The 23,062-nt window shown below is 63.3% G+C and carries 25 protein-coding genes; 3 read left to right on the top strand and 22 right to left on the bottom strand.

From position 1 onward, the window contains the following. Window positions 1-32: 32 nt before the first annotated feature. The 6 genes from EGY12_RS10050 to EGY12_RS10025 form a co-directional block, all read right to left on the bottom strand. Window positions 33-392 (bottom strand): L-rhamnose mutarotase, encoded by a 360-nt coding sequence (locus tag EGY12_RS10050; RefSeq protein ID WP_123893369.1) that lies wholly within the window; start codon window positions 390-392, stop codon window positions 33-35. Then, window positions 389-1,165 carry an SDR family oxidoreductase gene (locus EGY12_RS10045; protein WP_033652859.1) on the bottom strand — a complete coding sequence of 259 codons (777 nt, stop codon included), beginning with the start codon at window positions 1,163-1,165 and terminating at the stop codon, window positions 389-391. The genes EGY12_RS10050 and EGY12_RS10045 overlap by 4 nt, the downstream gene beginning before the upstream one ends. Next, entirely contained in the window at window positions 1,143-2,006 is an 864-nt protein-coding gene (locus EGY12_RS10040) for an amidohydrolase (protein WP_123893367.1), read from the bottom strand. The genes EGY12_RS10045 and EGY12_RS10040 overlap by 23 nt, the downstream gene beginning before the upstream one ends. Window positions 2,007-2,020: 14 nt before the next feature. Further along, window positions 2,021-3,298 carry an L-fuconate dehydratase gene (locus EGY12_RS10035; RefSeq protein ID WP_123893365.1) on the bottom strand — a complete coding sequence of 426 codons (1,278 nt, stop codon included), beginning with the start codon at window positions 3,296-3,298 and terminating at the stop codon, window positions 2,021-2,023. Between the two features lie 14 nt (window positions 3,299-3,312). Further along, window positions 3,313-4,158: a fumarylacetoacetate hydrolase family protein gene (locus tag EGY12_RS10030; protein ID WP_123893363.1), complete on the bottom strand. Its 846-nt coding sequence runs from the start codon at window positions 4,156-4,158 to the stop codon at window positions 3,313-3,315. 171 nt (window positions 4,159-4,329) lie between these two features. Continuing rightward, the gene (locus EGY12_RS10025) at window positions 4,330-5,070 is read right to left on the bottom strand and encodes an SDR family oxidoreductase (RefSeq protein WP_123893362.1); all 741 of its coding nucleotides are present in this window, start codon (window positions 5,068-5,070) and stop codon (window positions 4,330-4,332) included. 235 nt (window positions 5,071-5,305) lie between these two features. On the opposite strand from EGY12_RS10025, the gene EGY12_RS10020 reads away from it, so the two are divergent. Continuing rightward, the gene (locus EGY12_RS10020; protein ID WP_033636991.1) at window positions 5,306-6,064 is read left to right on the top strand and encodes a FadR/GntR family transcriptional regulator; all 759 of its coding nucleotides are present in this window, start codon (window positions 5,306-5,308) and stop codon (window positions 6,062-6,064) included. A gap of 126 nt (window positions 6,065-6,190) precedes the next feature. After that, window positions 6,191-7,333 (top strand): D-alanyl-D-alanine-carboxypeptidase/endopeptidase AmpH, encoded by a 1,143-nt coding sequence (gene ampH, locus EGY12_RS10015; protein ID WP_123893361.1) that lies wholly within the window; start codon window positions 6,191-6,193, stop codon window positions 7,331-7,333. A gap of 33 nt (window positions 7,334-7,366) precedes the next feature. Here the strand turns inward: ampH and hpaC are convergent, their stop codons facing one another. The 11 genes from hpaC to EGY12_RS09960 form a co-directional block, all read right to left on the bottom strand. Further along, complete coding sequence (gene hpaC, locus EGY12_RS10010) at window positions 7,367-7,882, bottom strand: 4-hydroxyphenylacetate 3-monooxygenase, reductase component (protein WP_123893359.1); 516 nt, start codon at window positions 7,880-7,882, stop codon at window positions 7,367-7,369. 16 nt (window positions 7,883-7,898) lie between these two features. Next, on the bottom strand, window positions 7,899-9,461 hold the full coding sequence (gene hpaB / locus EGY12_RS10005) for a 4-hydroxyphenylacetate 3-monooxygenase, oxygenase component (RefSeq protein WP_019454961.1): 1,563 nt from the start codon (window positions 9,459-9,461) through the stop codon (window positions 7,899-7,901). A gap of 178 nt (window positions 9,462-9,639) precedes the next feature. Continuing rightward, the gene (gene hpaA, locus EGY12_RS10000; RefSeq protein ID WP_123893356.1) at window positions 9,640-10,536 is read right to left on the bottom strand and encodes a 4-hydroxyphenylacetate catabolism regulatory protein HpaA; all 897 of its coding nucleotides are present in this window, start codon (window positions 10,534-10,536) and stop codon (window positions 9,640-9,642) included. A 34-nt stretch (window positions 10,537-10,570) separates the two neighbouring features. Beyond that, window positions 10,571-11,941: a 4-hydroxyphenylacetate permease gene (hpaX, locus tag EGY12_RS09995; RefSeq protein WP_123893354.1), complete on the bottom strand. Its 1,371-nt coding sequence runs from the start codon at window positions 11,939-11,941 to the stop codon at window positions 10,571-10,573. Window positions 11,942-11,944: 3 nt separating this feature from the next. After that, on the bottom strand, window positions 11,945-12,739 hold the full coding sequence (gene hpaI / locus EGY12_RS09990; RefSeq protein WP_123893352.1) for a 4-hydroxy-2-oxoheptanedioate aldolase: 795 nt from the start codon (window positions 12,737-12,739) through the stop codon (window positions 11,945-11,947). Window positions 12,740-12,815: 76 nt separating this feature from the next. Next, the gene (hpaH, locus tag EGY12_RS09985; RefSeq protein WP_123893350.1) at window positions 12,816-13,619 is read right to left on the bottom strand and encodes a 2-oxo-hept-4-ene-1,7-dioate hydratase; all 804 of its coding nucleotides are present in this window, start codon (window positions 13,617-13,619) and stop codon (window positions 12,816-12,818) included. A gap of 14 nt (window positions 13,620-13,633) precedes the next feature. Continuing rightward, complete coding sequence (locus EGY12_RS09980; protein ID WP_004933172.1) at window positions 13,634-14,020, bottom strand: 5-carboxymethyl-2-hydroxymuconate Delta-isomerase; 387 nt, start codon at window positions 14,018-14,020, stop codon at window positions 13,634-13,636. A 9-nt stretch (window positions 14,021-14,029) separates the two neighbouring features. Further along, window positions 14,030-14,887 (bottom strand): 3,4-dihydroxyphenylacetate 2,3-dioxygenase, encoded by an 858-nt coding sequence (hpaD, locus tag EGY12_RS09975; RefSeq protein WP_049202357.1) that lies wholly within the window; start codon window positions 14,885-14,887, stop codon window positions 14,030-14,032. 50 nt (window positions 14,888-14,937) lie between these two features. Continuing rightward, a complete protein-coding gene (gene hpaE, locus EGY12_RS09970; RefSeq protein WP_123893348.1) occupies window positions 14,938-16,392 on the bottom strand; it encodes a 5-carboxymethyl-2-hydroxymuconate semialdehyde dehydrogenase in 1,455 nt (484 codons plus the stop codon). Next, complete coding sequence (locus EGY12_RS09965) at window positions 16,389-17,153, bottom strand: fumarylacetoacetate hydrolase family protein (RefSeq protein WP_123893346.1); 765 nt, start codon at window positions 17,151-17,153, stop codon at window positions 16,389-16,391. The genes hpaE and EGY12_RS09965 overlap by 4 nt, the downstream gene beginning before the upstream one ends. Further along, entirely contained in the window at window positions 17,150-17,782 is a 633-nt protein-coding gene (locus EGY12_RS09960; RefSeq protein ID WP_123893344.1) for a fumarylacetoacetate hydrolase family protein, read from the bottom strand. The genes EGY12_RS09965 and EGY12_RS09960 overlap by 4 nt, the downstream gene beginning before the upstream one ends. Window positions 17,783-18,109: 327 nt before the next feature. On the opposite strand from EGY12_RS09960, the gene hpaR reads away from it, so the two are divergent. Beyond that, window positions 18,110-18,562: a homoprotocatechuate degradation operon regulator HpaR gene (gene hpaR / locus EGY12_RS09955; RefSeq protein ID WP_123893342.1), complete on the top strand. Its 453-nt coding sequence runs from the start codon at window positions 18,110-18,112 to the stop codon at window positions 18,560-18,562. A gap of 56 nt (window positions 18,563-18,618) precedes the next feature. On the opposite strand, the gene EGY12_RS09950 is transcribed toward hpaR, so the two are convergent. From EGY12_RS09950 to EGY12_RS09930, 5 genes are read right to left on the bottom strand one after another with little or no spacing between them, the layout of a single operon-like run. Next, window positions 18,619-19,410 (bottom strand): SDR family oxidoreductase, encoded by a 792-nt coding sequence (locus tag EGY12_RS09950; protein WP_123893340.1) that lies wholly within the window; start codon window positions 19,408-19,410, stop codon window positions 18,619-18,621. A gap of 4 nt (window positions 19,411-19,414) precedes the next feature. Further along, window positions 19,415-20,212, bottom strand: a complete 798-nt coding sequence (locus EGY12_RS09945) for a MoaF C-terminal domain-containing protein (RefSeq protein WP_123893338.1) — start codon at window positions 20,210-20,212, stop codon at window positions 19,415-19,417. An 11-nt stretch (window positions 20,213-20,223) separates the two neighbouring features. Next, on the bottom strand, window positions 20,224-21,006 hold the full coding sequence (locus tag EGY12_RS09940) for an SDR family NAD(P)-dependent oxidoreductase (RefSeq protein ID WP_123893336.1): 783 nt from the start codon (window positions 21,004-21,006) through the stop codon (window positions 20,224-20,226). Continuing rightward, window positions 20,999-21,589, bottom strand: coding sequence for a DUF3156 family protein (locus EGY12_RS09935; protein WP_123893334.1), 591 nt, complete (start codon window positions 21,587-21,589; stop codon window positions 20,999-21,001). Before EGY12_RS09935 ends, EGY12_RS09940 begins: the two co-directional genes overlap by 8 nt. Then, complete coding sequence (locus tag EGY12_RS09930; protein WP_123893332.1) at window positions 21,564-23,057, bottom strand: APC family permease; 1,494 nt, start codon at window positions 23,055-23,057, stop codon at window positions 21,564-21,566. Before EGY12_RS09930 ends, EGY12_RS09935 begins: the two co-directional genes overlap by 26 nt. Window positions 23,058-23,062 lie beyond the last annotated feature (5 nt).

Raw genomic sequence — 23,062 nt, 5'->3', positions numbered from 1 at the left:
CCTCGTATCGTCTGGCGATGATGATGTTGGCGTTATTGCTGTTGCAGAGAAAATATCCGCGCCATTTCCACCCATTTTTCGCCCTGCGGCGTCCAGGGGGTGGCGACCTGGTAGTGCCACATCAGCGCTTCCCATCGCTGTACTTCGGGGTTGCTCAGGCTGGCGGCGTTAAAACGCGCGGCGTCGAAATCGGCGCTGACTTCCACGATCATGAACAGCCGGGTGCCCAACCGATAAATCTCCATGTCGAGAATGCCGTGCTCACGCAGATGCGCGGCGATGCCCGGCCAGATGCGCTGATGATGCTGCAGGTACTCCGCAATCAGCGCCGGTGAGTCAATCAGATCGAGCGCCTGGCAAAAACGGCGCCGCCCTGCCGCCGCGCCGCTCACGTCAACGCCCGATCGAGGTGCAGGTAGCCGCCGTCCACCGACAGCCATTGCCCGGTGGTGTGCGACGACCGCGACGACAACAGGAACGCCACGGTGTCGGCGATCTCTTGCGGCGTGGTCATGCGCTGCCCGAGCGGAATGCGCGCGGTGATTTTCGCCATCTGCCGCTGCGGCTCGGCGAAGGTGTTGAGCCAGCGCTGGTACTGCGGGGTGATCACCTCCGCCGGCACCACCGCGTTCACCCGCACCCCGTCATGGCGCAGCGACACCGCCCATTCGCGCGTCAGCGCCAGCACCGCGCCCTTGGCGGCGGTGTAGCCGCTGGTGCCGCCCTGGCCGCTGAGCGCGGTCTTGGAGGCGATGTTGACGATGGCGCCCCGGCTTTCCTGCAGCGCCGCCTGGCACAGGTGTGCCATCAGGTAGTAGTGCACCAGGTTCTTTTCCAGCGAGCCGACGAACGCTTCGCGCCCCGCCTCCAGCCCGACGCCGTCGTTGACCCCGGCGTTATTCACCAGCCCGTCGATTCGGCCGAAGGTCGCCAGCGTCTGGCTGACCGCGCGGCGGCAGGCCGCCTCGTCGCACAATTCGGTAAGGATCACCTCGGTGCGCGGCTGCAGCCGCTGCAAATCGGCCAGCAGCGCCGCCTCCGGCGCGGCGTTGGTGACCAGCACCGGGATCGCACCTTCTTCAGCCAGCACATGAGCAATCGCCGCGCCGATGCCGGCACCGCCGCCGGTGACCAGCACCACCTTATCTTGCAGATACAGATCCATAACCAGACTCCGTTAAACCGTAAATTCGCCAGGCGGTGTCGCCCCAAATCGCCGCCTGCTCAGCGGCCCCCAGCGTCGACAACGCCCGTTCGCACAGTCGCACCACCTGGCGGTAGTCGCCGGCCAGCAGGCACACCGGCCAGTCAGAGCCGAACATCAGCCGCTGCGGGCCGAACGCCTCCAGCGCGGCGTCGAAGAACGGCAGCAGTTCTTCCGCCTGCCACCGGCCACCCGGCGCCTCGGTGATCAACCCCGACAGCTTGCAGGCCACGTGCGGCAGCGCCGCCAGCGGCCGGATTTGCTGCGCCCAGTGCCGCACGCCGCGCGCGATGTCCGGCTTGCCGAAATGATCCAGTACCAGCCAATGCTCGTCGTGGCGGGCCGCGAACGCCGCCGCAGCCGCCAGATGCCGGTGCGTCACCAGGATTTCGTACACATACCCGGCGCGCTGCAGCGTTTGCATGCCGCGCTCCACTTCCGGCCGCGCCAGCCAAGCCGCCGGATCCGCTTCGTCCTGCACCTGATGGCGCACCCCGCGCAACGCGGTATGCGGCCGTAAAGCTTCCAGACGCTGCGCCAGTTGTGGCGCGGCGATGTCCAGCCACCCCACCACGCCGCATACGCCCTCGCCCTGCTCAGCCAGCGCCAGCAGGGCCAGCGTCTCGTCCTCGCTGGGGCGCGCCTGCACCGCCAGCGCGCCGTCGAAACCCTGTTCCTGCAGCAGCGGCCGCAGCCGGGGCGGATCGAAATCCTGCCGCAGCACGCTCATCCGTTCGTCGATCCACGGGTAATGCTGTGGGTGATAGCGCCAGTAGTGCTGGTGAGCGTCGATACGCGGCATGCGATCCTCCCGCCTCACCCGCGGAACCGATACTGTTCGATCGACGACGGATGCATCTCGATCGAATAGCCGGGACGGCTCGGCGGCATGTAGGCCGCGCCTTTGATCACGCAGGGATCGACAAAGTGTTCATGCAGATGATCGACATACTCGATCACCCGGCCTTCATGGGTGCCAGCAATGCACAGGTAGTCGATCATCGACAGGTGCTGCACATACTCGCAGAGCCCGACGCCGCCGGCGTGCGGGCAAACCGGCAGCTGGTATTTGGCCGCCATCAGCATCACCGCCAGCACTTCGTTGACGCCGCCGAGGCGGCAGGCGTCGATCTGCACCACGTCTACCGCGCCGCGCATGATGAACTGCTTGAACATGATGCGGTTCTGGCACATCTCACCGGTGGCCACCTTGACCGGCGCTACCCCTTCGCGGATGCGGCGGTGCCCTTCCACGTCATCCGGGCTGGTCGGCTCTTCGATAAACCAGGGTTTGGCGAACGCCAGATGCTTCACCCACGGAATGGCTTCGTTCACCTCCCACACCTGGTTGGCGTCGATCATCAGCCGGCGATCCGGGCCGATCACTTCGCGGGCGATGCGCACCCGGCGGATATCGTCTTCCAGATCGCGCCCGACCTTCAGCTTCAGGTAAGAAAAACCGGCGTCGACCGCTTCCTGACACAAGCGGCGCAGCTTGTCGTCCGGATAACCCAGCCAGCCGGCGGAGGTGGTGTAGCAGGGATAGCCTTCCTGCAGCAGCCGCTCCAGGCGCCGCTCTTTGCCCTCAGCACGCTGTTTCAGCAGCGCCAGCGCTTCCTGCGGCGTGATGCAGTCGGTGATGTAACGGAAATCGATGCAGCGCACCAGCTCCTCCGGCGTCATCTCCGCCACCAGCCGCCACACCGGCTTGCCGACCGATTTGGCCCACAGATCCCACACCGCGTTGACCACCGCGCCGGTCGCCAGGTGAATGGCCCCCTTGTCCGGCCCGATCCAGCGCAGCTGGCTGTCGCTGGTGAAGCGCCGCCAGAAGGCGCCCATGTCGGCGGCGATATCCTCCAGCCGCTCGCCGACGATCTGGTGTTCCAGCGCGCGGATCGCCGCGCAGCAGATCTCGTTGCCACGGCCGATGGTGAACGTCAGCCCGTGGCCGCTGAGATCCGCGCGATCGGTCTCCAGGATCACGTAGGCGGCGGAATAGTCGGGATCCGGATTCATGGCGTCGGATCCGTCCAGCCCCAGCGACGTGGGAAAACGAATGTCTTCAACCCGCAGTGCGGTAATGGTGGTCATGGCGGCGCTCCCGGTTAAGCCTGTACGGTTTGCTGGCGCTGTTCGCCCAGCCCTTCGATGCCCAGACGCATCGTCTGGCCCGCACGCAGATAGATGGGCTGCGGTTTCTGCCCCATGCCGACGCCCGGCGGCGTGCCGGTGGAGATCACGTCGCCCGGCTGCAGGCTCATAAAGCGGCTGAGGTAGCTGACGATCTGGGGAATGCGGAAGATCATGGTGCTGGTGTTGCCGTCCTGATAGCGCTTGCCGTCCACCTCCAGCCACAGGTTCAGGCTGTGCGGATCGGCGATCTCGTCGGCGGTCACCAGCCAGGGGCCGATCGGCCCGAAGGTGTCGCAGCCTTTGCCCTTGTCCCAGGTGCCGCCGCGCTCAATTTGATATTCGCGTTCTGAGACGTCGTTGATCACGCAGTAGCCGGCGACGTGGCGCATCGCGTCTGCTTCGCTGATGTAGCGCCCGCCCTGGCCGATCACCACGCCCAACTCCACTTCCCAGTCGGTTTTCTGCGAGCCGCGCGGGATCTCCACGCGATCGTTGGGGCCGACCACCGCGCTGGTCCATTTGTTGAATACCACCGGCTCCTCAGGAATGGCCGCACCGGTCTCCGCCGCATGATCAGCGTAGTTCAGGCCGATACAGATAAACTTGCCGATGCCGCCGACGCAGGCGCCGAGGCGCGGCTGCCCTTCGACCAGCGGCAGCGTAGCGCTGTCCAGCGCGCGCAGTTTGGCGAGCGACGCCGGTAATAACGCGGTGCCCCCTACATCGGCGATATGCTGCGACAGATCGCGCAGGCGGCCCTGCGCATCCAACATGCCGGGGCGCTCTTGCCCGGGTTGCCCGTAACGTAAAAGTTTCATGCCTTCCTCTCTCAAAAAATATGCGGGAGGAATGGGCCCACAGGTGCCGTGAGCGCAGGCAGTTTGAGTACGGACAGCGCGCAGGACCCGGAGCGTACGCGGAGTACGTGAGGAGTCCGAGCACTGCCCAAGCTCAAAATGGCAAGCGCAACCGCCTGAGGGCCCATTCCTTCAGTTGCTCCAGCCGCCGTCGATAACCTGCACCGTACCGGTGGTGTATGAACTGGCGTCGGAGGCCAGATACAGCGCCAATTGGGCGATTTCCTCGGTGGTACCGATGCGCCCGATCGGCTGACGGGCGACGAACGCCTGATACACCTCTTGCTCGCTGCGCCCCTGCTCGCGCGCCTGCTCGGCAATGCGCTGGCGCAGCGACGGCGACTCCACCGTGCCGGGGCAGATGGCATTGCAGCGGATGCCCTGCGTGACGTAGTCCGCCGCCACCGAGCGCGTCAGGCCGATCACCGCCGCTTTGCTGGCGCCGTAGGCAAAGCGGTTCGGCACCCCTTTCACGCTCGAGGCCACCGAGGACATGTTGATGATTGAACCTTTGCCGCGCGCCAACATGCCCGGCAGGAAGGCGCGAATCATGCGGAACATCGCGGTAACGTTGAGATCGAGCGCGAAAGCCCACTGCTCTTCGCTGCAATCGAGGATCGATCCGCTGTGCACCACGCCGGCGCAGTTGAACAGCACGTCGATCGGGCCGATCGCTTCCGCCGCCGCCGCGATGGCGGCCGGATCGGTGACGTTCAGCGTCAGCGCGCGGATCCCGGCGGAGCCCTGCAGGCGCTCTAGGTTGATATCGCTGGCGATCACCTCAGCACCGGCGGCGGCGAACAGCCTGGCGGTGGTAAAACCGATCCCTTGCCCGGCGGCGGTGATCAGTACACGTTTCCCGGTTAAATCCATCTTGACTCCTCGGCCTAAAGGTCTAATGGTCAGGCCACTAAGGGCGATTAAAGGTCAGGCCTCTAACATGACAAAAGACGCTTTACGCGTTATCGTTGGGGGAAGAAGTTAATAAAACAGCCTTGAAACCGCATTTCAATTAACCTTTTTTTTACACTTGAATAACGATTACTCAAGCGCCTTGTCGCATAATTGTGCGCCAAATCACTGAACGCAGAATCGTCAAAGGTCAAAAATGCCGATTACCCGACTGGAAAACCCAAGAATTTACAGACAGATAGCTGACCAGCTCAAACGTCTTATCGAAAATAACGAATTTCCACCGGGCAGCCGCCTGCCCTCGGAGCGGGATCTCGCCCAGCAGTTGCAGGTCAGCCGCGCGTCGGTGCGCGAGGCGCTTATCGCACTGGAAGTGATCGGCCTGGTGGACGTCAAGGTCGGTAACGGGGTGATCGTACGCTCGCAAACGCCGCTGGCGCCGTCGCAGGAGCCGGTGATGGCCCAGGCCGGCCGCAACCAGTGGGCGGAGATCGACGACGAACTGAACATCGAGCTGGATTTCAACGCCGAGCTGCCGCCGTTTTCACTGCTGCAAACCCGCCTGCTGATTGAACCGGAGACCGCCGCGCTGGCCGCGCGCCACGCCACCGACGAAGAGCTGGCGGGCATCCGCGCTGCCTATGAGCAGAACTGCCGCGATAACCGCGCCGGTTCCGCCACCCACCCCGGCGATCGGCTGTTCCACATCCGCATCGCCCAGGCCAGCGGCAACCCGGCCTATGCGTTCATCATCGGCCACCTGCTCGGCCACCGTTACGGCAGCATGTTCCGCGTGCTGCAGCGCCACTATACGCCGGACGACATGCCGCACCGTTCCGAGCTGGAACACCGGGCTATCCTGGCGGCGATCGAAGCGCGCGACGTGCGCGGTGCCCGCAAGGCGATGAAGGCGCACCTCGACGAAGTGATCGCCATTTTCGCCCGCGCGCAGTAGGCCACCGGCGGTTAAAAAATTTTATCGCCACCGCTCTTTTTTCTACATGCAGCCAGGACCCGGGCGCATTACACTGGGCAACGGATAAGCCCTTTCCCCGCTGCATTGTTAAATGGATAACGACCGTTGAAGAACTCTGTCTCCGCTTTATTGCTGGCGCTGGGCCTGTGCGCCGCGCCGCTGGCCGTGCAGGCCGCGCCCCCGCAGCTGGCTTCGCAAATCGTCGACCAGTATGCCGAACATATTTTCTACAACAGCGGTGCCACCGGCATGGCGCTGGTGGTGATCGACGGCAATCAGGTGGTTAACCGCAGCTTTGGCGATACCAAACCTGGCAACAACCTGCGCCCGCGCCCGGATTCGCTGATCCGTATCGCTTCGATCACCAAGCTGATGACCAGCGAAGTGATGGTGAAAATGGCGGCGGAAGGCCAGGTAAAACTGACCGACCCGCTGCGCAAGTATGCCCCCAAAGGCGCCTATGTGCCGGCTTACAACGCCAGCCAACCGATCACCCTGCTGAACCTGGCGACGCACACCAGTTCGCTGCCGCGCGAGCAGCCGGGCAAGAAGCCGCCGAAAACGCCGGTTTTCACCTGGCCGACCAAGGCCCAGCGCTGGCAGTGGCTGGCGCATGCCAACGTCACGGTGCCGCCGGGCGTACACGCCGCCTACTCCAACCTGGCTTATGACCTGCTGGCCGACGCGCTGTCGCGCGCTGCAGGCAAGCCTTACAACGCGCTGCTGAAAGAGAAAATCACCGCACCACTCGGCATGGTCGACACCACGCTAACGCCGAGCCCCGAACAGTGCTCGCGCCTGATGGTGGCGGCGGCCGGCCCGAGCGCCTGCCGCGACACCACCGCCGCAGCCGGCAGTGGCGGCGTCTACTCCACCCCGCGCGACATGCAGCGCTGGATGCAGCAGTTCCTCTCCTCCAGCGCCAGCGGCCCGCGCAAGGCCACCGCTGCCAGCGAGCAAACCATGTACTTCCAACGTCACGATCTGGTGTCGCTGAAAGGCATGGACGTGCCGGGGCAAGCGGATGCGCTGGGGTTGGGCTGGGTGTATATGGCGCCGAAGGACGGGCTACCGGGCATCATTCAGAAGACCGGTGGTGGTGGCGGATTCATTACCTACATGGCGATGATTCCGGCGAAGAACGTCGGGGTGTTCGTGGTGGTGACCCGCTCGGAGCTGAGCAAGTTCACCAACATGAGCGATCCGGTCAACCGCCTGGTGAGCGATCTGGCGGCCAACAAGAGTTGAAACGCGGGGCGCAGCCTGCTGCGCCCCAACGCCTCAGGCCGGCACCGCCATCTGGTGGATCACCGAATGGAAATTGCGCTTGAAGTAGATCAGCCCGTTGCCGGCTTCGCTCAGCGCGATGTGTTTGATCTGCACCAGGTACATCTGGTGGGTGCCGATGCTTTGGATCTGCTCGATCTCCCCTTCCAGGCTGGCCAAGGTATTGCGCAGCACCGGCTGCCCCAGCGCACCGAGCTGCCACTCTTCCAGCCGGAAACGATCTTCCATGCTGACGCCGGTCATGCCGGCGAAGTGGCGCGCCATCAGCTCCTGTTCGTGGTTGAGCACGTTGACGCACAGCCTGCGGTTTTCCTGAAACACCGGGTTCATCGCGCTGTTGCGGTTGATGCACACCAGCAGCGTCGGCGGCGTATCAGTCACCGAGCACACCGCCGTGGCGGTGATGCCGCAGCGCCCCGCCGGGCCGTCGGTGGTGACGATATTCACCGCCGCCGACAGGCTGGCCATGGCGTCGCGAAAGCGCAGGCGCTGTTCATTTTCCTGAGACATACAACCTCCTCCTGAATTACTTCAGCAGATTATCCAACTGATTAATATCGTCATTGTTCCGCAGGTGCGGCACCTTCCAGCCGTGCTGATCGTAATCGGCCAGGCACTTGTCAACCATCTGCATCATGCGATCCATGTTGCCGGATCCCTGCGCATGGCGCAGGCACTGCAGACGGATCTCATCCTGGCTGCCGGCGTAGTTGATCTCATACAGCTCGTGGCGGCCGCCGAATTCGCTGCCGATCGCATCCCACATCAGCTTGAGGATCTTGATGCGTTCAACGTGATCCATGCCGTCCGATCCGCGCACGTAGCGCGCCAGATACTTGTCGATCTCCGGGTTATTCATGTCGCGCACGCTGGACGGCAGATAGATCAGGCCGCTGGTGACGTTCTTCTCGATGATGTGTTTCACCTTGGTGTAAGCCATCGGCGCCATCACGCGATAGGTTTGCAGCGCGGCGGAATCCGGCAGATAAGCGCCGTTTTCCCATTTAGTGGCTTCGGCGCACATCGCGTCGCTCAGCGACCAGAACAGGTTGCGCCAGGCTACCACTTCGCCCAGATCGGCCTGCACGCCGCGGAACTCCAGCACGCCGGTACACGAGAGGCTCTTTTGCAGCAGCGCGGTGATGAAGTCCATCTTCACCGCCAGGCGCACGCAGGCCTGCAGCGGGAACAGCCGGGCGAAACCGCCCTGGGTGCTCCAACGGCGGCAGCGATCGAAATCGCGGTAGATCAGCACGTTTTCCCACGGGATCAGCACATGATCCATAATCAGGATCGCGTCGTTCTCGTCGAAGCGGCTGGTGAGCGGGTAGTCGAACGGCGATCCGGTGGCGCCGGCCACCAGCTCGTAAGAGGCGCGCGAAATCAGCTTCACCCCTTCGGCGTCCATCGGCGCCACGAACATCAGCGCAAAGTCCGGGTTATCGCCCATCACCTGCGCCGAACCGAAGCCGATGAAGTTGTAGTGGGTCAACGCCGAGTTGGTGGCCACCACTTTGGCGCCGCTGACGATGATGCCGGCGTCAGTCTCTTTCTCCACCTGAATGTAGACGTCCTTCACCTCGTTGACCGGCTTGTGGCGGTCGATCGGCGGGTTGACGATGGCGTGGTTGAAATAGAGCCCGGTTTCCTGAATCCGTTTGTACCAGTGGCGCGCATTGTCGGCGAACTGACCGTAGAACTCCGGATAAGCCCCCAGCGCGCAGCCGAAGGCCGCCTTGTAGTCCGGCGTACGCCCCATCCAGCCGTAGCTTTGGCGCGACCAGTCGGCGATGGCGTCGCGCTGCTGGCGCATCTCTTCCGGGCTACGAGCGTAGCGGAAGAATTTGTGGGTATAGCCGCCGTTGCCGGTGTCGGTATTCCAGCACAGGCGATCCTGGCTGGCCGGATCGTGCAGCGCATCGTACAGCTGGCCGACTGACGCCGCCGCGTTGCGGAACGCCGGGTGCGTGGTGACGTCTTTCACGCGCTCGCCGTAAATGTAGATTTCGCGGCTGTCCTGCAAACTTTTCAGGTATTCGGCGCCGGTGAACGGGCGTTTGCTGTCGGCACGAAAGTCTTCTGGTTTCATCGGGTCTTCCTCGTAATCGGCATTTTTCAGGCCGTGGATCCGGCCATTTGTTAAAATAATGTTTTCTTTTGGTTGCTTAATTGAAGCTTCCAAAGCCGGTTTCGAGAAGAGACTTTTGCGACAATCGCCGGTACTTTTCAGGTCAGTTTGCCGCTTTCGCGGCAAACTGTGATCGCGGTTACGAAAGGGCGTGTTGCGCCGCGCGGTAGGTCGAGGGGGAACAGCCTTCCAGCCGATTGAAAAAACGGGCGAAATAGGCCGGATCCTTGAAGCCGAGGCTGTAGGCGGTTTCATGCACCGTACAGGCGCTGAACAGCAGCATGCGTTTGGCCTCGCGCAGCAGCCGATCGAAGATCAGCCGCTTGGGTGGCCGGTTGGCGAAGCGCCGGCACAGGTCGTTGAGCCGCGATTCGGTCACGCCTAACGCCTGCGCATACTCCGGCACCGGCAGGTGCTCGCGAAAACGCTCGTCCACCATCTTGTTGAACCGCTGAAACAGCTGCAGTTCACCGCGCACGCCGCTGTTGGCGCTGTCTTCCAATGCGGTGTTGCGCAGCAGCAGCGTGAACACCGCCTGCGCCAGCAGCGCCAGCGTCTGTTCGCGCCCGGCCAGGTTCTGCCCGAACTCGCGGCGGATCAGCGCCCAATAGTGGCTGAGCGCCGTCAGCTCCTGCGGCGCGTCGGCCAACGACAGGCAGATACCCGGCATGTCCAGCGCCAGGTTGCTGCCGGGATACAGACGCTCCAGCAGCGGCCAAATCAGCTCCTGGCGCACCGTCAGCACGTGGCCGTCGCTGTCCGGTTCAGTGAAGAACGCATGCGGCACCGACGGCGGCGTGAGGATGAACAGCGGCGCCTGCACTGAATAATGCTGGTCGTCGAGCTGCAGCTCTATCTTGCCGGTCTCCAGAAAATGCACCTGGAAGAAGCAGTCGTGCCAGTGCACCTGCATGTCGCGACCAAAGAACGCCGCCAGCCCGGCGAAGGTTTCGTAGTGCACCTCGTCGGCGGCATAACGCGCGTCATACTCTTTGCAAATATCGATGTTGGTGATAAAGCCGGTACTTTTCCGCACCTCATGACCTCCTGCAATCATGCCCTTCAACGTATCAAGGCGTCGCTCTCGGGCGCGAATCCTTCATCGGAATGCGCCACACCAGCACGGCGCCGACGATCAACAGCGCCGAGACGAAATACAACCCGGAGTTGAAGCTGCCGGTCAGATCCTTGAACCAACCGATCAGCACCGGGCTGAGCGCCGATCCGATGTTGCCGGTAGCGTTGATCACCGCGATCCCCACCGCCCGCGCTTCCAGGCTGATCGACTGATCCGGCGTGGTCCAGAAGATCGCCATGGCGGTAAAGGAGCCAACCGAGGCCATCACGATCCCCAGCAGTTGGATCAGGCTGTGATCGGTGGCGGACGCCAGCAGCCAGCCGGCGGCGGCGAACAGGTACGGCAGCGCGGTGTGGTGCTTACGCTCCTGCAGCCTGTCGGATCGTTTACTCCACCACACCATGCCGGCGATGGTGCAGATCTGCGGGATCGCCGCCAGAATGCCGATCACCACGTTGCTGCTGCCCTGGTTGAAGCTCTGCAGGATCTGCGGCGTCCAGATGTTGATCGCGCTCAGGGTGTTGGTCAGGCAAAAATAGGCCAGCGTATACATCAGCACGATCGGCGTGAAGACCTCACGCCACAGGCTGCGTTGCTGCAGCGCGCGGTGGCTGCTCGGCCCATTGGGTTGCACCAGCTGCAGCTTGTCGGCCTCCATCATCGCCCGCAGGCTGGTTTTCTCCTCGTCGGTCAGCCACTTGGCCTTGGCCGGCGTATCGTCGAGGTAGAACCACACCACCACGCCCAGCAGCACCGACGGAATGCCTTCCAGCAGGAACAGCCACTGCCAACCCTTCAGGTTCATCACCCCGTCCAGCGCCAGGATATAGCCGGAAACCAGCGAGCCGATCGCCATGGTCACCGGCATGGCGATCATGAACAGCGCATTGGCGCGGGCGCGGTAGAACGCCGGAAACCAGTAGGTGAGATACACCAGAATGCCTGGCAGGAAGCCGGCCTCGGTGATGCCGACGATCATGCGCAGCACGTACAGGCTGGTCGGCCCGGTGGCGAACAGGGTGCAGGTAGAAGCGATGCCCCACAGCACCATGATGGTGGCGATCCAGCGTCGCGCACCGACCCGGCTCAGCATCATGTTGCTCGGAATGCCAAAGATCACATAGGTGGCGTAGAACAGCGTCGCCGCCAGCCCGAACATGGTCGAGCTGAGACCGAGATCTTTGCCCATCGTCAGCCCGGCGAAGCCGATGTTGATGCGGTCGAGGAAAGAAAAAACAAACAACACGAACAGGAAGATGATCAGGCGCCGAAACAACTTTTTAATCACCGATTGCTCGGCGGCGGTTAACGCTTTATGTTGCTGCGCCGGGTTGGCCGGCTGCAGCGAATCGACGTGGTTCATGGTTTAGTAGACTCCCGCTGAAGGCGCTTGCGCCCCGCCCTGTTTGAATTCGTCCGCCAGGGCTTCCGCCGCCCGCGCCAGCAGGGTGGTGTCCACCCCCACCGCGACGAACAGCGCGCCGGCCTCCAGATAGCGCTGCGCCAGTGCCTTGTTGGCCATCAAAATGCCCGGCGCCTTGCCGGCGGCGCGGATGCGCGCGATGGCGTCGTCGATGGTGCGCTGCACCTCCGGGTGCTGCGGATTACCGGCAAACCCCATGTCGGCGCTGAGATCCGCCGGGCCGATAAACACGCCGTCCACCCCTTCCACCTGCAGAATGGCGTCGAGGTTTTTCACCGCCTCGCGGGTTTCAATCTGCACCAGCACGCACATCTGTTCATCGGCCTGCTGCAGGTAATCGGGCACCCGGTTCCAGCGCGAAGCGCGCGCCAGGGCGCTGCCGACGCCGCGCACGCCGTGCGGCGGATAGCGCGTGGCGCGCACTGCGTCGCGCGCCTGTTCGGCGTTTTGAATCATCGGGATAAGCAAGGTTTGCGCGCCGACGTCCAGCAGCTGCTTGATGATCACCGCGTCGTTCCACGGCGGCCGCACCACCGGCTGGCTCGGGTAAGGCGCGACCGCCTGCAGCTGCCCCAGCACCGTCTGCACGTTGTTGGGCGCATGTTCGCCGTCGATCAGCAACCAGTCGAAACCGGCGCCGGCCAACAGCTCGGCGCTGTAGCTGCTGCACAGGCCGAGCCACAGCCCGATCTGCGGGCGCTTTTCCTGCAGCGCACGCTTGAAATGGTTGGTTAACATCGCATTCTCCCTGACAAGCGGGCGTAGCGCATGGCCCCGCCCGGTTTATGGCGGCCCGGTTCGCCGAGCCTGCTTATTAGACAAAGCGGCAGCTGATGCAGCCCATCTGGCCGTAGTCGACATGGAAGGTGTCGCCGCGCCGCGCCGGCACCGGCCGGGTGAAGGATCCGCCGAGGATCACCTGCCCCGCTTCCAGCTCCACCTCATACGGCGCCAGCTTGTTGGCCAGCCAGGCCACGCCGTTAGCCGGGTGGTTGAGCACCGCCGCCGCCACGCCGGACTCTTCAATCACGCCGTTGCGGTACAGCAGCGCGGAGATCCAGCGCAGGTCCAGCGCATCCGGCTTGATCGGCCGTCCACCCATCACCACACCGGCGTTGGCGGCGTTGTCGGAGATGGTGTCGAACACCTTGCGCGGCCGCTGCGTCTCGGGATCGACGTTGTGGCTGCGCGCATCGATGATCTCCAGCGCCGGAATGATGTAGTCGGTGGCGTTGTAGACGTCGAACAGCGTGCAGTTCGGCCCGCGTAGCGGCTTGGCCAGTACGAACGCCAGTTCCACCTCCACCCGCGGCACGATGAAGCGATCGATCGGAATGTCGCTGCCGTCGTTGAAGAACATGTCGTCCAGCAGCGCGCCGTAGTCCGGTTCGGTGATCTGCGAACTGACCTGCATGGCGCGCGAGGTCAGGCCGATCTTGTGGCCCTTGAGCGTGCGCCCCTCAGCGATCTTCAGCTCCACCCACTGCCGCTGAATGGCATAAGCGTCTTCGATGGTGATCTCGGGATGATCGAGCGACAACGCGCGGATCTGTTCACGACTCTTTTCCGCCTGATGCAGGCGCTGTACGGCGCGGTTAACCTGCTCTTTATCCAGCATTTACGACCCCTTATTCACGCCTTGTTGAACAGCGCGTGGACATTGTTCTGTTTGTAATTCAGCACCGGATCCAGCTCTTCCATCGTGAAAGAGAGCGCCAGGTAACGCTGCGCCATCAGCGCGGCGAAGTGTTCCTTGATCAGCGCAAACAGCATCTCGCCCACCTGCTGGCGGCTTTCCAGACTGCGGCCGTGGCCGATCTTCAGCGTCATGTGCACGAAGGCGTAGTCCTGCTTGCCGTCGGCCATCTGCCAGGTATCGAGCCAGATGGCGCGGCTGCGCACGCCGGCCAGCGGGAAGATGCCGGTCGCCGCCAGCGCCTCGTTAACCTTGGCGAACAGGGTGGGCAAATCCGCCTCGCGGCGGATGTTGTCGGTACATTCAGCGTAAAAATGGGGCATTCACACACCTCAGGCTTCAGCGGGCAAAGGGAACACGGCGTTAACCTGCCCGGTGCCGGAACTGGCGAACAGCGGGGTGATGAACTCCACCTTGCCGTCGTACTTGTCCCAGCCGAGCAGGCCCAGCAGCATCACGGTGTCGTGCATGTTGCCTTCGCCGTAGCAGTAATCGGCATACTCCGGCAGCATTTCGCAGAACTCGCGAAAGCGCCCCTCTTCCCACAGCTTGACCACCCGTTCGTCCATTTGCTGATCGAACTGGCGGGTGTAACTGTTCATGCCCTCTTCGGCGCGCTGATCGTCGATGAAGCGGTGCGACAGCGAACCGCTGGCCAGCACCGCCACGGTGCCGTCGTATTTCTCGATGGCGCTTTTCAGCGCCTCGCCCAGCCGGCGGCTGTCGGCGAAGTCATGCACGGTGCAAAACGCCGAGATCGACACCACTTTGAAATGCTTGTCGGCGTTCATGTAGCGCATCGGCACCAGCGTGCCGTATTCCAGCTTCAGGCTCGGAATGTCGTGCGCCTTGGCGCGCACGCCCAGCTTGCAGGCCTCGTCGGCGATCAGCTGCCCCAGCGCCGGGTTGCCGTCGTAGTCGTAGGTCATATCGCGGATGAAGTGCGGCAGCTCGTTGCTGGTGTACACGCCGGAGAAATGCGCACTGCAGTTGATGTGATAGGCGCTGTTCACCAGCCAGTGGGTGTCGAACACCACGATGGTGTCGACGCCCATCTCGCGGCAACGCGCGCCGATCTCTTTATGGCCGTCGATGGCCGCCTGCCGGCAGCCAAAGTTTTTCCCAGGGATTTCCGACAGATACATCGATGGAACATGTGTAATCTTGGCGGCTAACGCTAACTTACCCATAAGTCCTCACATGAAACAAAAATGATTCCGTGAACGATGCCGGGGCCTGACTAAACGCCCCAACGCGGGATCGGGTGATCACCCATGGAAATGCACACGTTCTTCATTTCGGCGAACACTTCGAAGCTGTATTCGCCGCCTTCGCGGCCGGTGCCGGAAGCTTTCACGCCGCCGAACGGTTGGCGCAGATCGCGTACGTTTTGGGTGTTGACGAAAACCATGCCCGCTTCAATGCCGCGGGCCAGGCGCAGAACCTTGCTCACATCCTGCGTCCAGATGTACGACGCCAGGCCGTACTCCACGTCGTTGGCCATGCGCAGGCCGTCTTCTTCTGATTTGAACGGCAGCAGGCAGGCCACCGGCCCGAAAATCTCCTCCTGCGCCACGCGCATCCGGTTGTCGACATCCGCCAGCACCGTCGGGCGCAGGAAGTTGCCGTGGCTCAAACCGGCCGGTTTGTCCGGTCCTCCGGCCAGCAGGGTCGCCCCTTCTTCCAGCCCGAGGCGGATATAGCCGGAGACTTTTTCCCAGTGCTGCGGGCTGATCAGCGCCCCCACCTGGGTGTTGGGATCTTGCGGATCGCCCACGCGCAGGCGGTTGGCGCGTTCGGCGAAGCGTTTGACGAATTCCGGGTAGATGCTCTCCTGAATGAAGATGCGCGAACCGGCAGTGCAGCGTTCGCCGTTGATCGAGAAGATGGTGAACAGCGCGGCGTCGAGCGCCCGCTCGATGTCGGCGTCTTCAAAGATCAGCACCGGCGACTTGCCGCCCAGCTCCATGGAGAATTTCTTCAGCCCGGCGCTTTCGATAATGCGGCGGCCGGTGGCGGTGCCGCCGGTAAAGGAGACCGCGCGCACGTCTTTATGGCGCACCAATGCGTCGCCGGCGGTGGCGCCGTAGCCCTGCACCACGTTCAGCACCCCGGCCGGAATACCGGCCTCCAGCGCCAACTCGCCCAGGCGATCGGCGGTCAGCGGCGACAGTTCGGACATCTTCAGCACCGCAGTGTTACCCAACGCCAGGCAAGGCGCGGTTTTCCAGGTAGCGGTCATGAACGGCACGTTCCACGGCGACACCAGCGCGCACACCCCCACCGGCTGCACCAGCGTGTAGTTGAGCATCTTGTCGTCCACCGGGTAGGTCTTGCCGTTCATCTGCTGGCACACCTCGGCGAAGAACTCGAAGTTGTGCGAGGCGCGCGGGATCAGCACGTTTTTGGTCTGGTGGATCGGCAGACCGGTGTCGGCGGTTTCCATTTCGGCGATCTGCGGCACGTTCTGGTCGATCAGTTCACCCAGACGGCGCATCAGGCGCGCACGCTCTTTCATCGGCGTATTGGCCCACTTGGGGAAAGCCTCTTTTGCTGCCGCCACCGCCTGGTCGATCTCCAGTTGGCCGCCCGAGGCCACCTCCGCCAGCACCTCGCCGTTCGCCGGGTTGGTGGTGGTGAAATACTCTTTGCTGGCGACGTTCTTGCCGTTGATCCAGTGGTTGATGGTTTTCATCGCAGGCTCTCCTCGTAATCTTTTTCACTGATAATGTGGTTAACCAGACGGCCGATGCCCTCGATCTCCACCACCACTTCATCGCCCGGTTGCACGTCGGCCAGCCCTTTCGGCGTGCCGGTGGCGATCATGTCGCCCGGCTGCAGCGTCATGAACTCGCTCAGGTAGGCGACCAGGAACGGAATGTCGAAAATCATGTCGGCGGTGCTGCCGCGTTGGCGCAACTCACCGTTGACGTAGGTGCTGAGCGCCAGCCGGTGCGGATCGGCGACGTCGTCGCGATCGACGATGTAAGGCCCGATCGGCGTCAGGGTATCGCGGCTCTTCACCCGCAGATTCGGCCGATAGTAGTTCTCCAGGTAATCGCGAATGGCGTAGTCGTTGCACAGGGTGTAACCCGCCACGTACTCCATGGCATGCTCGCGGCTGACATTGCGCGCAGTCTTGCCGATCACTGCCACCAGTTCGGCTTCGTAGTGCATGTACTCCACCCCGGACGGGCGCACCGACACCTGGAGATGGCCGGTCAGGGTGTTCGGCGCCTTGAGGAACACCAGCGGTTCTTCCGGCGCCTTGAATTCCAGCTCGCTGGCGTGGTCGGCATAGTTCAGCCCCAGGGCGAACACTGTGCCCTGCGCCGGCGGCAACCATTCAACTTCACGTTCCTGCAGCACCTCGCCGTTCGGCAGCGTGACGCGCAACTGGTCGTCTACCTGCACGTTGAAGATCTGGCCATGATGGCGAATACGGGCATGTTTCATGATGCGGCTCCTGCCTGGGCGACGCGGTTGGTCAGAGTGGGCAGGCCGGCGGCGCGCACCGTCACCTCATCCCCCGGTTTGATCTCCACCCGCTGGTGCGGGGTGCCGATCAGCACCGCATCGCCCGGCTGCAGGGTGATGAAGTCGCTGATGGCGGCGATCAGCTCCGGCACCGAGCGCACCAGATCGGCGGTGGACCAGCGATCCTGCTCCACGCCGTTGATCTCGGTGACGATCTCCAGCCGATCGGCATTCGCCAACTGGCCGATCTCCCCCAGCGGGCAGAACCCATCGCGGCATTTAGCCTTGATCGCCGGGCGGTAGAAGCTGCTCTCCGGCAGGCTGACGTCGTTGGCCAACGCATAACCGGCCAGATAACGGCTCACCTGCGCTGCCGGCACCTTGCGCGCGGTATCGCCGATGATCACCGCCAGCGTGCCGCCGCTGTGAACGGTTTCACCGGCCGGGAACGGGATCGCCCCGCCGTTGGCGAGGTGGGTGTTGCGCGGTTTGATAAACCAGACCGGGGTTTTGGGCGGGGTCTGATACGGCGGCTGGTGAAACGCCTGATCCCAGGCGTCCAGTTGGCTGCGGTGATTCAGCGCAACGGAAAATACGGTGCCTTTCATGCGAACTCCTCCAATGGCAAAACATGACAACCGGCATTCATTAATATATTAATGATTACTTTTATACGCTGTGCAGCTTTTACGCAACGCGCTTGGAGTGATTTGTGATCGTGATAACAAAATATTCACAAATAACGAACATTAGCGTGATTATTCAATGTATTAATCATTTTTCGCGCCATTTTTCGCTGCACCCCGCATTTTTGCTTTATCCCTACGGGTAACTTTGGCTACTATTAAGTTATTAACAAAATCGGGCTTTGCGGGGCAGGCGCCCCCATAACGAGCGCCGTAACAGCGAACACCTTGATAGCTAAGGCCAAACTTATGCATGAATCGTTAACCATCGCCCTGCTGCAGGCGCGTGAAACCGCCATGGGGTTCTTCCGCCCGATCCTGAAAAGCCACAATTTGACCGAACAGCAATGGCGCATCATCCGCGTGCTGGCCAACAGCCGTTCGATCGAATTCCACGAACTGGCGGCGGAAACCTGCATTCTGCGTCCCAGCCTGACAGGCATTCTGTCGCGCATGGAGCGCGACAAGCTGATCTTCCGCCTGAAACCGGTCAACGATCAGCGCAAGCTGTACGTGTCGCTGACCCAGCAAGGCCAGGATCTGTATGAAGTGGCGCGCCACCAGGTGGAACAGGGCTACGCCGAGATTGAAGCCGCCTTTTCGCAGCAGAAAATGGACCAGTTGATGACGCTGCTGGACGAGCTGATCACCCTGGGCGACAGCCTGCCCGCCAACGTCACAGCGCATCCTGCCAAGAAGTGATTTAACCAACCGGAATTCTCAAATTAATTGGCGCTGCAGCCAACAACGCTGCAGCGTCAAGTAAGCAGAGAATTCGTTTCCGGCAACAGCGCGCCGCCGTCCACCACCAGCGTCTGCCCGGTGATGTAGGCCGCCGCCGGCGAGGCGAGAAACACCATCGCCGCGGCGATGTCTTCCGGTTCCCCCAGCCGCCCGAGCGGTACCGAGGCCGCGATCGCCTGATTCACCTGCGCGTCGCCCAGATTGGCCATCGCCGGCGTGCGGATCATCCCCGGCTCCACGCCGTTGACGCGAATTTTCTCCGCCGCCAGCTCCAGCGCCGCCGCGCGAATAAACCCGTTCACCCCGGCCTTGGAAGCGGCGTAATGCGCCAGCCCCGGGTAGGCCACCCGCGGGCCGGTCACCGACGAGGTCACCAGAAGGCAGCCGCCGCCCCGGCGGCGCATCCACGGCAGCGCCGCCTGCGCCAGAAAGAACGGTGCCATCAGATTGACGCTCAGCGTGCGTTGCAGCAGGGCCGCGTCAATAGCGGCGAACGGCGTCAGCGGAAAGTAAGCGGCATTGTGGATCACCACGTCCAGCCGTTGATGCCGCTCACCTACCGCCGTCACCAGCTCGGCGATCTGCCCCGGTTCGGCCAGATCGCAAGCCAGCGCCTGCACACTCAGCCCTTCGTCCCGCAGCGCCTGCGCCGCCGCCTGCGCCTGCGGCAGCTGCACGTCCGCGATCGTCACCTCGGCGCCCAGCCGGGCAAAGGCGCTGACGATCGCCAGCCCAATGCCCTGAGCGCCGCCGGTCACCAGCACCGCCTGCCCCGTGAAGGCGTCGGCCGCATAGGTTGCGCTCATCGCCCTATCCTCGCGGGTGTCGCGTGGTGTTCAGCACCTGCGCATGGGCGCCGACCGCAAAGTTGCTCAGCGCGCTGAAATCGCTGCCCTGATAACCGAGGATCTTGCCGTCGGTGCGCATGCCCTGCAGATCGATCATCACCACGCCCAGCGTCGGGATGATCTTCTCGCGCCAGACGAACAGATAAAGCTGCTCCGCCACCTTCACGTAGTGGCAGCGATCGACGTCCGCCAGCCCCTTTTCCACCCCGTCCAGACACTGCCAGGCGTAGAAGTTGTCGTTCAGGTAGATGTGCTCGTACCGCTCGGTCGGGCTGTAGGTGTACATGTTGCGCATGCCGATCAGCTCATCGGTAAAGCCCGGTGGCGCCACGTCGGCGTCATCCAGCGTGCCGAAGCGGAATTCGGCCTCGACCGCGGTCAGCGGCAGCCCCTGCTCCACCCGGCTGAAGGCGTCGAGCCGCGCCTGCGCTTCGTCCGGCAACTGGCCGTATACCGCAGTGAAGTTGCCCTGATTGCGGTCGCATACCAGCGTAATGCTGGCGTTGGCGCGGGCAGGATCGAGAAAATCGATGAACAGCACGCCGGGGCGAATGCTGGTGGCGCGATAGGCGACGCCGCGCCGCTCCCCCCACTCCAGCGTCTGCTCGTCGATGAACCGGCAGCGCTGCGCCGCGCCGTCGCGAAAACGCAGCGTCAGCATGGTGCCCGCCAACCCGTGCTGCTGTTCCAGTGTATTGCTGTGCGGCGCAAAGCCTTCCGCCAGTGCGCCAACCTGAATGAATACCGCTTCTGAACTCATGGAAATGCTCCTTACAGGGAAGTGAAAGCCAGGGTCGGCACATCGACGATGGTGGAGCCGCCGTCGGCCACCAGCGCCGCGCCGGTAATGATTGAAGCTTCGCTGGAACACAGGAAACGGCACACGCGGGCGATCTCCTCGGCGCTGGCCGGGCGGCGCAGCGGCACGTCGCGGCAGACCATCTGGTAAGCCTGCTCCAGCGAAATCTGATGGGCGTCCATCAGCAGTTGCATCTCTTCGTCCGCCATCGGCGTGGTCACCCAGCCCGGGCACACCGCGTTGGCGCGCACGCCCAGCGGGCCATAGTCGCGGGCAATGGAGCGCATCAGCCCGATCAGCGCGTGTTTGGCGGTGACGTAGCCGCAGACCTCCGGCCCGGCGGCCAGCGAGGCGATCGAGGCCACAAACAGCAAATTGCCGCCGCTTTTAATCAGCTCCGGCAGGCAGGCGCGCGCGCTGGCGAAAGCGCTGTTGAGGTTGCTGTCCATCGCCCCTTGCCACTGCGCGTCGGTCATCTCGGTGATGCGCTTGAAGCCCATGCCGCCGGCGCTGCCGATCAGGCAGTCGATGCGCCCGGCTTCACGCAGAATGGCCGGCAGCAGCGTGTGGGCCCAACTCTCACCGCTGGCGGCATCGCCCACCAGCGCCTGCGCGCCGATCTCTTGCGCCAGCGCCGCCAGCGGTTCCGGGCGGCGGCCGATGATGAACACCCGATCACCCTGCGCCGCCAGCAGACGTGCGCAGGCGGCGCCGACGCCGGTACCGCCGCCGGTAATCACAACCACTCTACTCATGATTCAGCTTCTCCATCAGTTGGCCGATCATCAGCAGGCTGCTCAACAGCAGCCGCCGCTGTTCGGCATCCAGCCGCAGATAGCGGCGGCCGACCGGCAAACAGCTGACCACCTCCGACGCGGCGAAATGCTCAATATCCACCTGCCAACGCCCGTCGTTCACCGTCAGCTGCACGCGGCGAAAATCCAGCTGCGCCAGCGTCTCGCCGATCTGCGGGTAACGCTGCAGGCCGTCCAGCACCTGCTGCGCGGCCGCATGGCGCTGGCGCAGCAGATAACGCACCCCGCACCGCCGCAGCCAGCCGCCGGTCACCACGTCCAGCGTCAGCGGAAGCTGCATCGCGCACGGGCCCTGCAACCGAAAGCGGTGGCTGACGATATGCGCCATAAACAGCCCCTGCACCTGTTCACTGACCTCGATCTGCGGCCCCTGCGGCAGCGTCAGCCGCAGCAGTCCCGGCGCCAGGCGTTCGCACGCGTAGGGTTCCAGATTGCGCACCAGACGATCCAGCGCAGCGCCCGGCCGATAGCCCGACGGCGCTCGCCGCCAGGCACGGTTAAGTGAGGGAAGTAAGCCGATCAAACTGCGCCTCCTCGTTTTCCCCCTTGGCGAATGCGTTCTCCAGCACCTGCTCGACCGGCACCGGCTTGAACGGATTCACTTTCTGCACGCACAGCGTCCAGAACAGCGCATAGGCGGCAGTCAGGCCGATCATCCAGCCGAAGGGAATGTAGATATCGCTCGGGTTCATTCCCGGCGGCGTGATGTAAACGATGGCCAGCACGATGCCAACGCTGGAAACGATCTGCGGCAGCGGGAACCACGGCGATTTATAGGCACGCGGCAGATCGGGGCGACGTGCGCGCAGGATCACCACCGAGCAGGTCACCAGCAGGTAGGCCACGCCCCAGGCGCACACCGCCGCCAGCACCAGCGGTATGATTCTGTCGAGATTGCCCTGAATGGCGAAGGCGTGTACGCAGGGGATCAATACCGCCACCAGAATGCCGACCACCGGCGTCTTAAAGCGCGGGTGCAGATAAGCGAACATGCGCGGCAGCGCGCCGTCCAGCGCCATGCCGTACAGAATGCGCGGCACCGCCGCCATCAGCGTGTTGATGGTCGCGGCGCCCGCCAGCAGCAGGCCGACGCCGAGCCAATATTTGCCGAACTGGCCCATCACCTGGCCGGCGAACGCCGGGATGGCCATCGGCGTTTCCAGCAGGCGCGTGCCGCTGGCGGCGTCGATCACCACGTTTTCCACCTGGTGGCTGAGCGCCGCGCCATACAGCGCCATACACACCGCCACGCCGCACAGCCCCAGCGCCATCGCGCGCGGGATCACCCGATCGCAGCGTTTGATCTCCGGCGCCATCGGCGTCACCAGTTCACAGCCAACGAACATGAACATCGCCATGCCGATCAGGCTGAACACCGCGAAGGGATCGTTCAGGCTCAGCGTGCTGCCGAACCAGCCCTCGAGCGGCACCGCATGCGGCGACAGCAGCCCGACGATGCCGAAAATCACCAGCGTGCTCCACATGGCGAAGGTCAGCACGATCTCCGCCTTGCCGAAGGCCTCGATGCCGAACGCGTTGAGCAGGCCGAACACGACAACCAGCCCGACGCCGACCATCCAGGAGGCATTGTGGCTTTCCATCAGGGTGTTGAGGTGCTCGAAGTTCACCAACGCCATGATGCCGGAAAGAATGGTCTCGGCGGTGCCGGCGAAGATATGCACGATCAGGTAGGCCGACAGCGCGCCGGTGATAGCGAAAAAACGCCCCATGCCGCAGGAGATATAGTCGTAAACGGAGCCGGAGGTCGGCAGCAGCGCCGCCGCTTCGGAGAAGGTGGTGAGCTGCGCCTGCATCATGATGAAGGCGATCAGCATCGCCAGCGCGAAGGTGTCGCCGCCGATGCCGAAGCCGCTGGTGACCGTCAGGATCACCGGGCTGGCCATGATCACCCCGACCGAACTGGCCAAGGTGGTGGGAAAGCCGACCTTGCCTCGAGCCAGGTGGGCGTGCAACCGCGACGACAGGTTCATGGTTA

The sequence above is a fragment of the Serratia sp. FDAARGOS_506 genome, from assembly GCF_003812745.1.
Classification (GTDB): Bacteria; Pseudomonadota; Gammaproteobacteria; order Enterobacterales; family Enterobacteriaceae; genus Serratia.
The sequence above is the reverse complement of the archived record's forward strand: the minus strand, read 5'-3'. Positions and strand labels throughout refer to the sequence as shown.

Excerpts from the sequence above, each read along its gene's own strand:
- hpaX (WP_123893354.1), bottom strand. The coding sequence starts at position 11,941 with ATGAACCACGTCGATTCGCTGCAGCCGGCCAACCCGGCGCAGCAACAT.
- EGY12_RS09960 (WP_123893344.1), bottom strand. The coding sequence starts at position 17,782 with ATGAAAGGCACCGTATTTTCCGTTGCGCTGAATCACCGCAGCCAACTG.
- EGY12_RS09965 (WP_123893346.1), bottom strand. The coding sequence starts at position 17,153 with ATGAAACATGCCCGTATTCGCCATCATGGCCAGATCTTCAACGTGCAG.
- EGY12_RS10025 (WP_123893362.1), bottom strand. The coding sequence starts at position 5,070 with ATGGATTTAACCGGGAAACGTGTACTGATCACCGCCGCCGGGCAAGGG.
- hpaH (WP_123893350.1), bottom strand. The coding sequence starts at position 13,619 with ATGCTGGATAAAGAGCAGGTTAACCGCGCCGTACAGCGCCTGCATCAG.
- EGY12_RS10040 (WP_123893367.1), bottom strand. The coding sequence starts at position 2,006 with ATGCCGCGTATCGACGCTCACCAGCACTACTGGCGCTATCACCCACAG.
- hpaD (WP_049202357.1), bottom strand. The coding sequence starts at position 14,887 with ATGGGTAAGTTAGCGTTAGCCGCCAAGATTACACATGTTCCATCGATG.
- EGY12_RS10035 (WP_123893365.1), bottom strand. The coding sequence starts at position 3,298 with ATGACCACCATTACCGCACTGCGGGTTGAAGACATTCGTTTTCCCACG.
- EGY12_RS09980 (WP_004933172.1), bottom strand. The coding sequence starts at position 14,020 with ATGCCCCATTTTTACGCTGAATGTACCGACAACATCCGCCGCGAGGCG.
- EGY12_RS09945 (WP_123893338.1), bottom strand. The coding sequence starts at position 20,212 with ATGAGTTCAGAAGCGGTATTCATTCAGGTTGGCGCACTGGCGGAAGGC.
- hpaI (WP_123893352.1), bottom strand. The coding sequence starts at position 12,739 with ATGTTAACCAACCATTTCAAGCGTGCGCTGCAGGAAAAGCGCCCGCAG.
- EGY12_RS09940 (WP_123893336.1), bottom strand. The coding sequence starts at position 21,006 with ATGAGTAGAGTGGTTGTGATTACCGGCGGCGGTACCGGCGTCGGCGCC.
- hpaR (WP_123893342.1), top strand. The coding sequence starts at position 18,110 with ATGCATGAATCGTTAACCATCGCCCTGCTGCAGGCGCGTGAAACCGCC.
- EGY12_RS09950 (WP_123893340.1), bottom strand. The coding sequence starts at position 19,410 with ATGAGCGCAACCTATGCGGCCGACGCCTTCACGGGGCAGGCGGTGCTG.
- EGY12_RS09930 (WP_123893332.1), bottom strand. The coding sequence starts at position 23,057 with ATGAACCTGTCGTCGCGGTTGCACGCCCACCTGGCTCGAGGCAAGGTC.
- hpaC (WP_123893359.1), bottom strand. The coding sequence starts at position 7,882 with ATGTCTCAGGAAAATGAACAGCGCCTGCGCTTTCGCGACGCCATGGCC.
- hpaB (WP_019454961.1), bottom strand. The coding sequence starts at position 9,461 with ATGAAACCAGAAGACTTTCGTGCCGACAGCAAACGCCCGTTCACCGGC.
- EGY12_RS10030 (WP_123893363.1), bottom strand. The coding sequence starts at position 4,158 with ATGAAACTTTTACGTTACGGGCAACCCGGGCAAGAGCGCCCCGGCATG.
- hpaE (WP_123893348.1), bottom strand. The coding sequence starts at position 16,392 with ATGAAAACCATCAACCACTGGATCAACGGCAAGAACGTCGCCAGCAAA.
- EGY12_RS10020 (WP_033636991.1), top strand. The coding sequence starts at position 5,306 with ATGCCGATTACCCGACTGGAAAACCCAAGAATTTACAGACAGATAGCT.
- EGY12_RS10045 (WP_033652859.1), bottom strand. The coding sequence starts at position 1,165 with ATGGATCTGTATCTGCAAGATAAGGTGGTGCTGGTCACCGGCGGCGGT.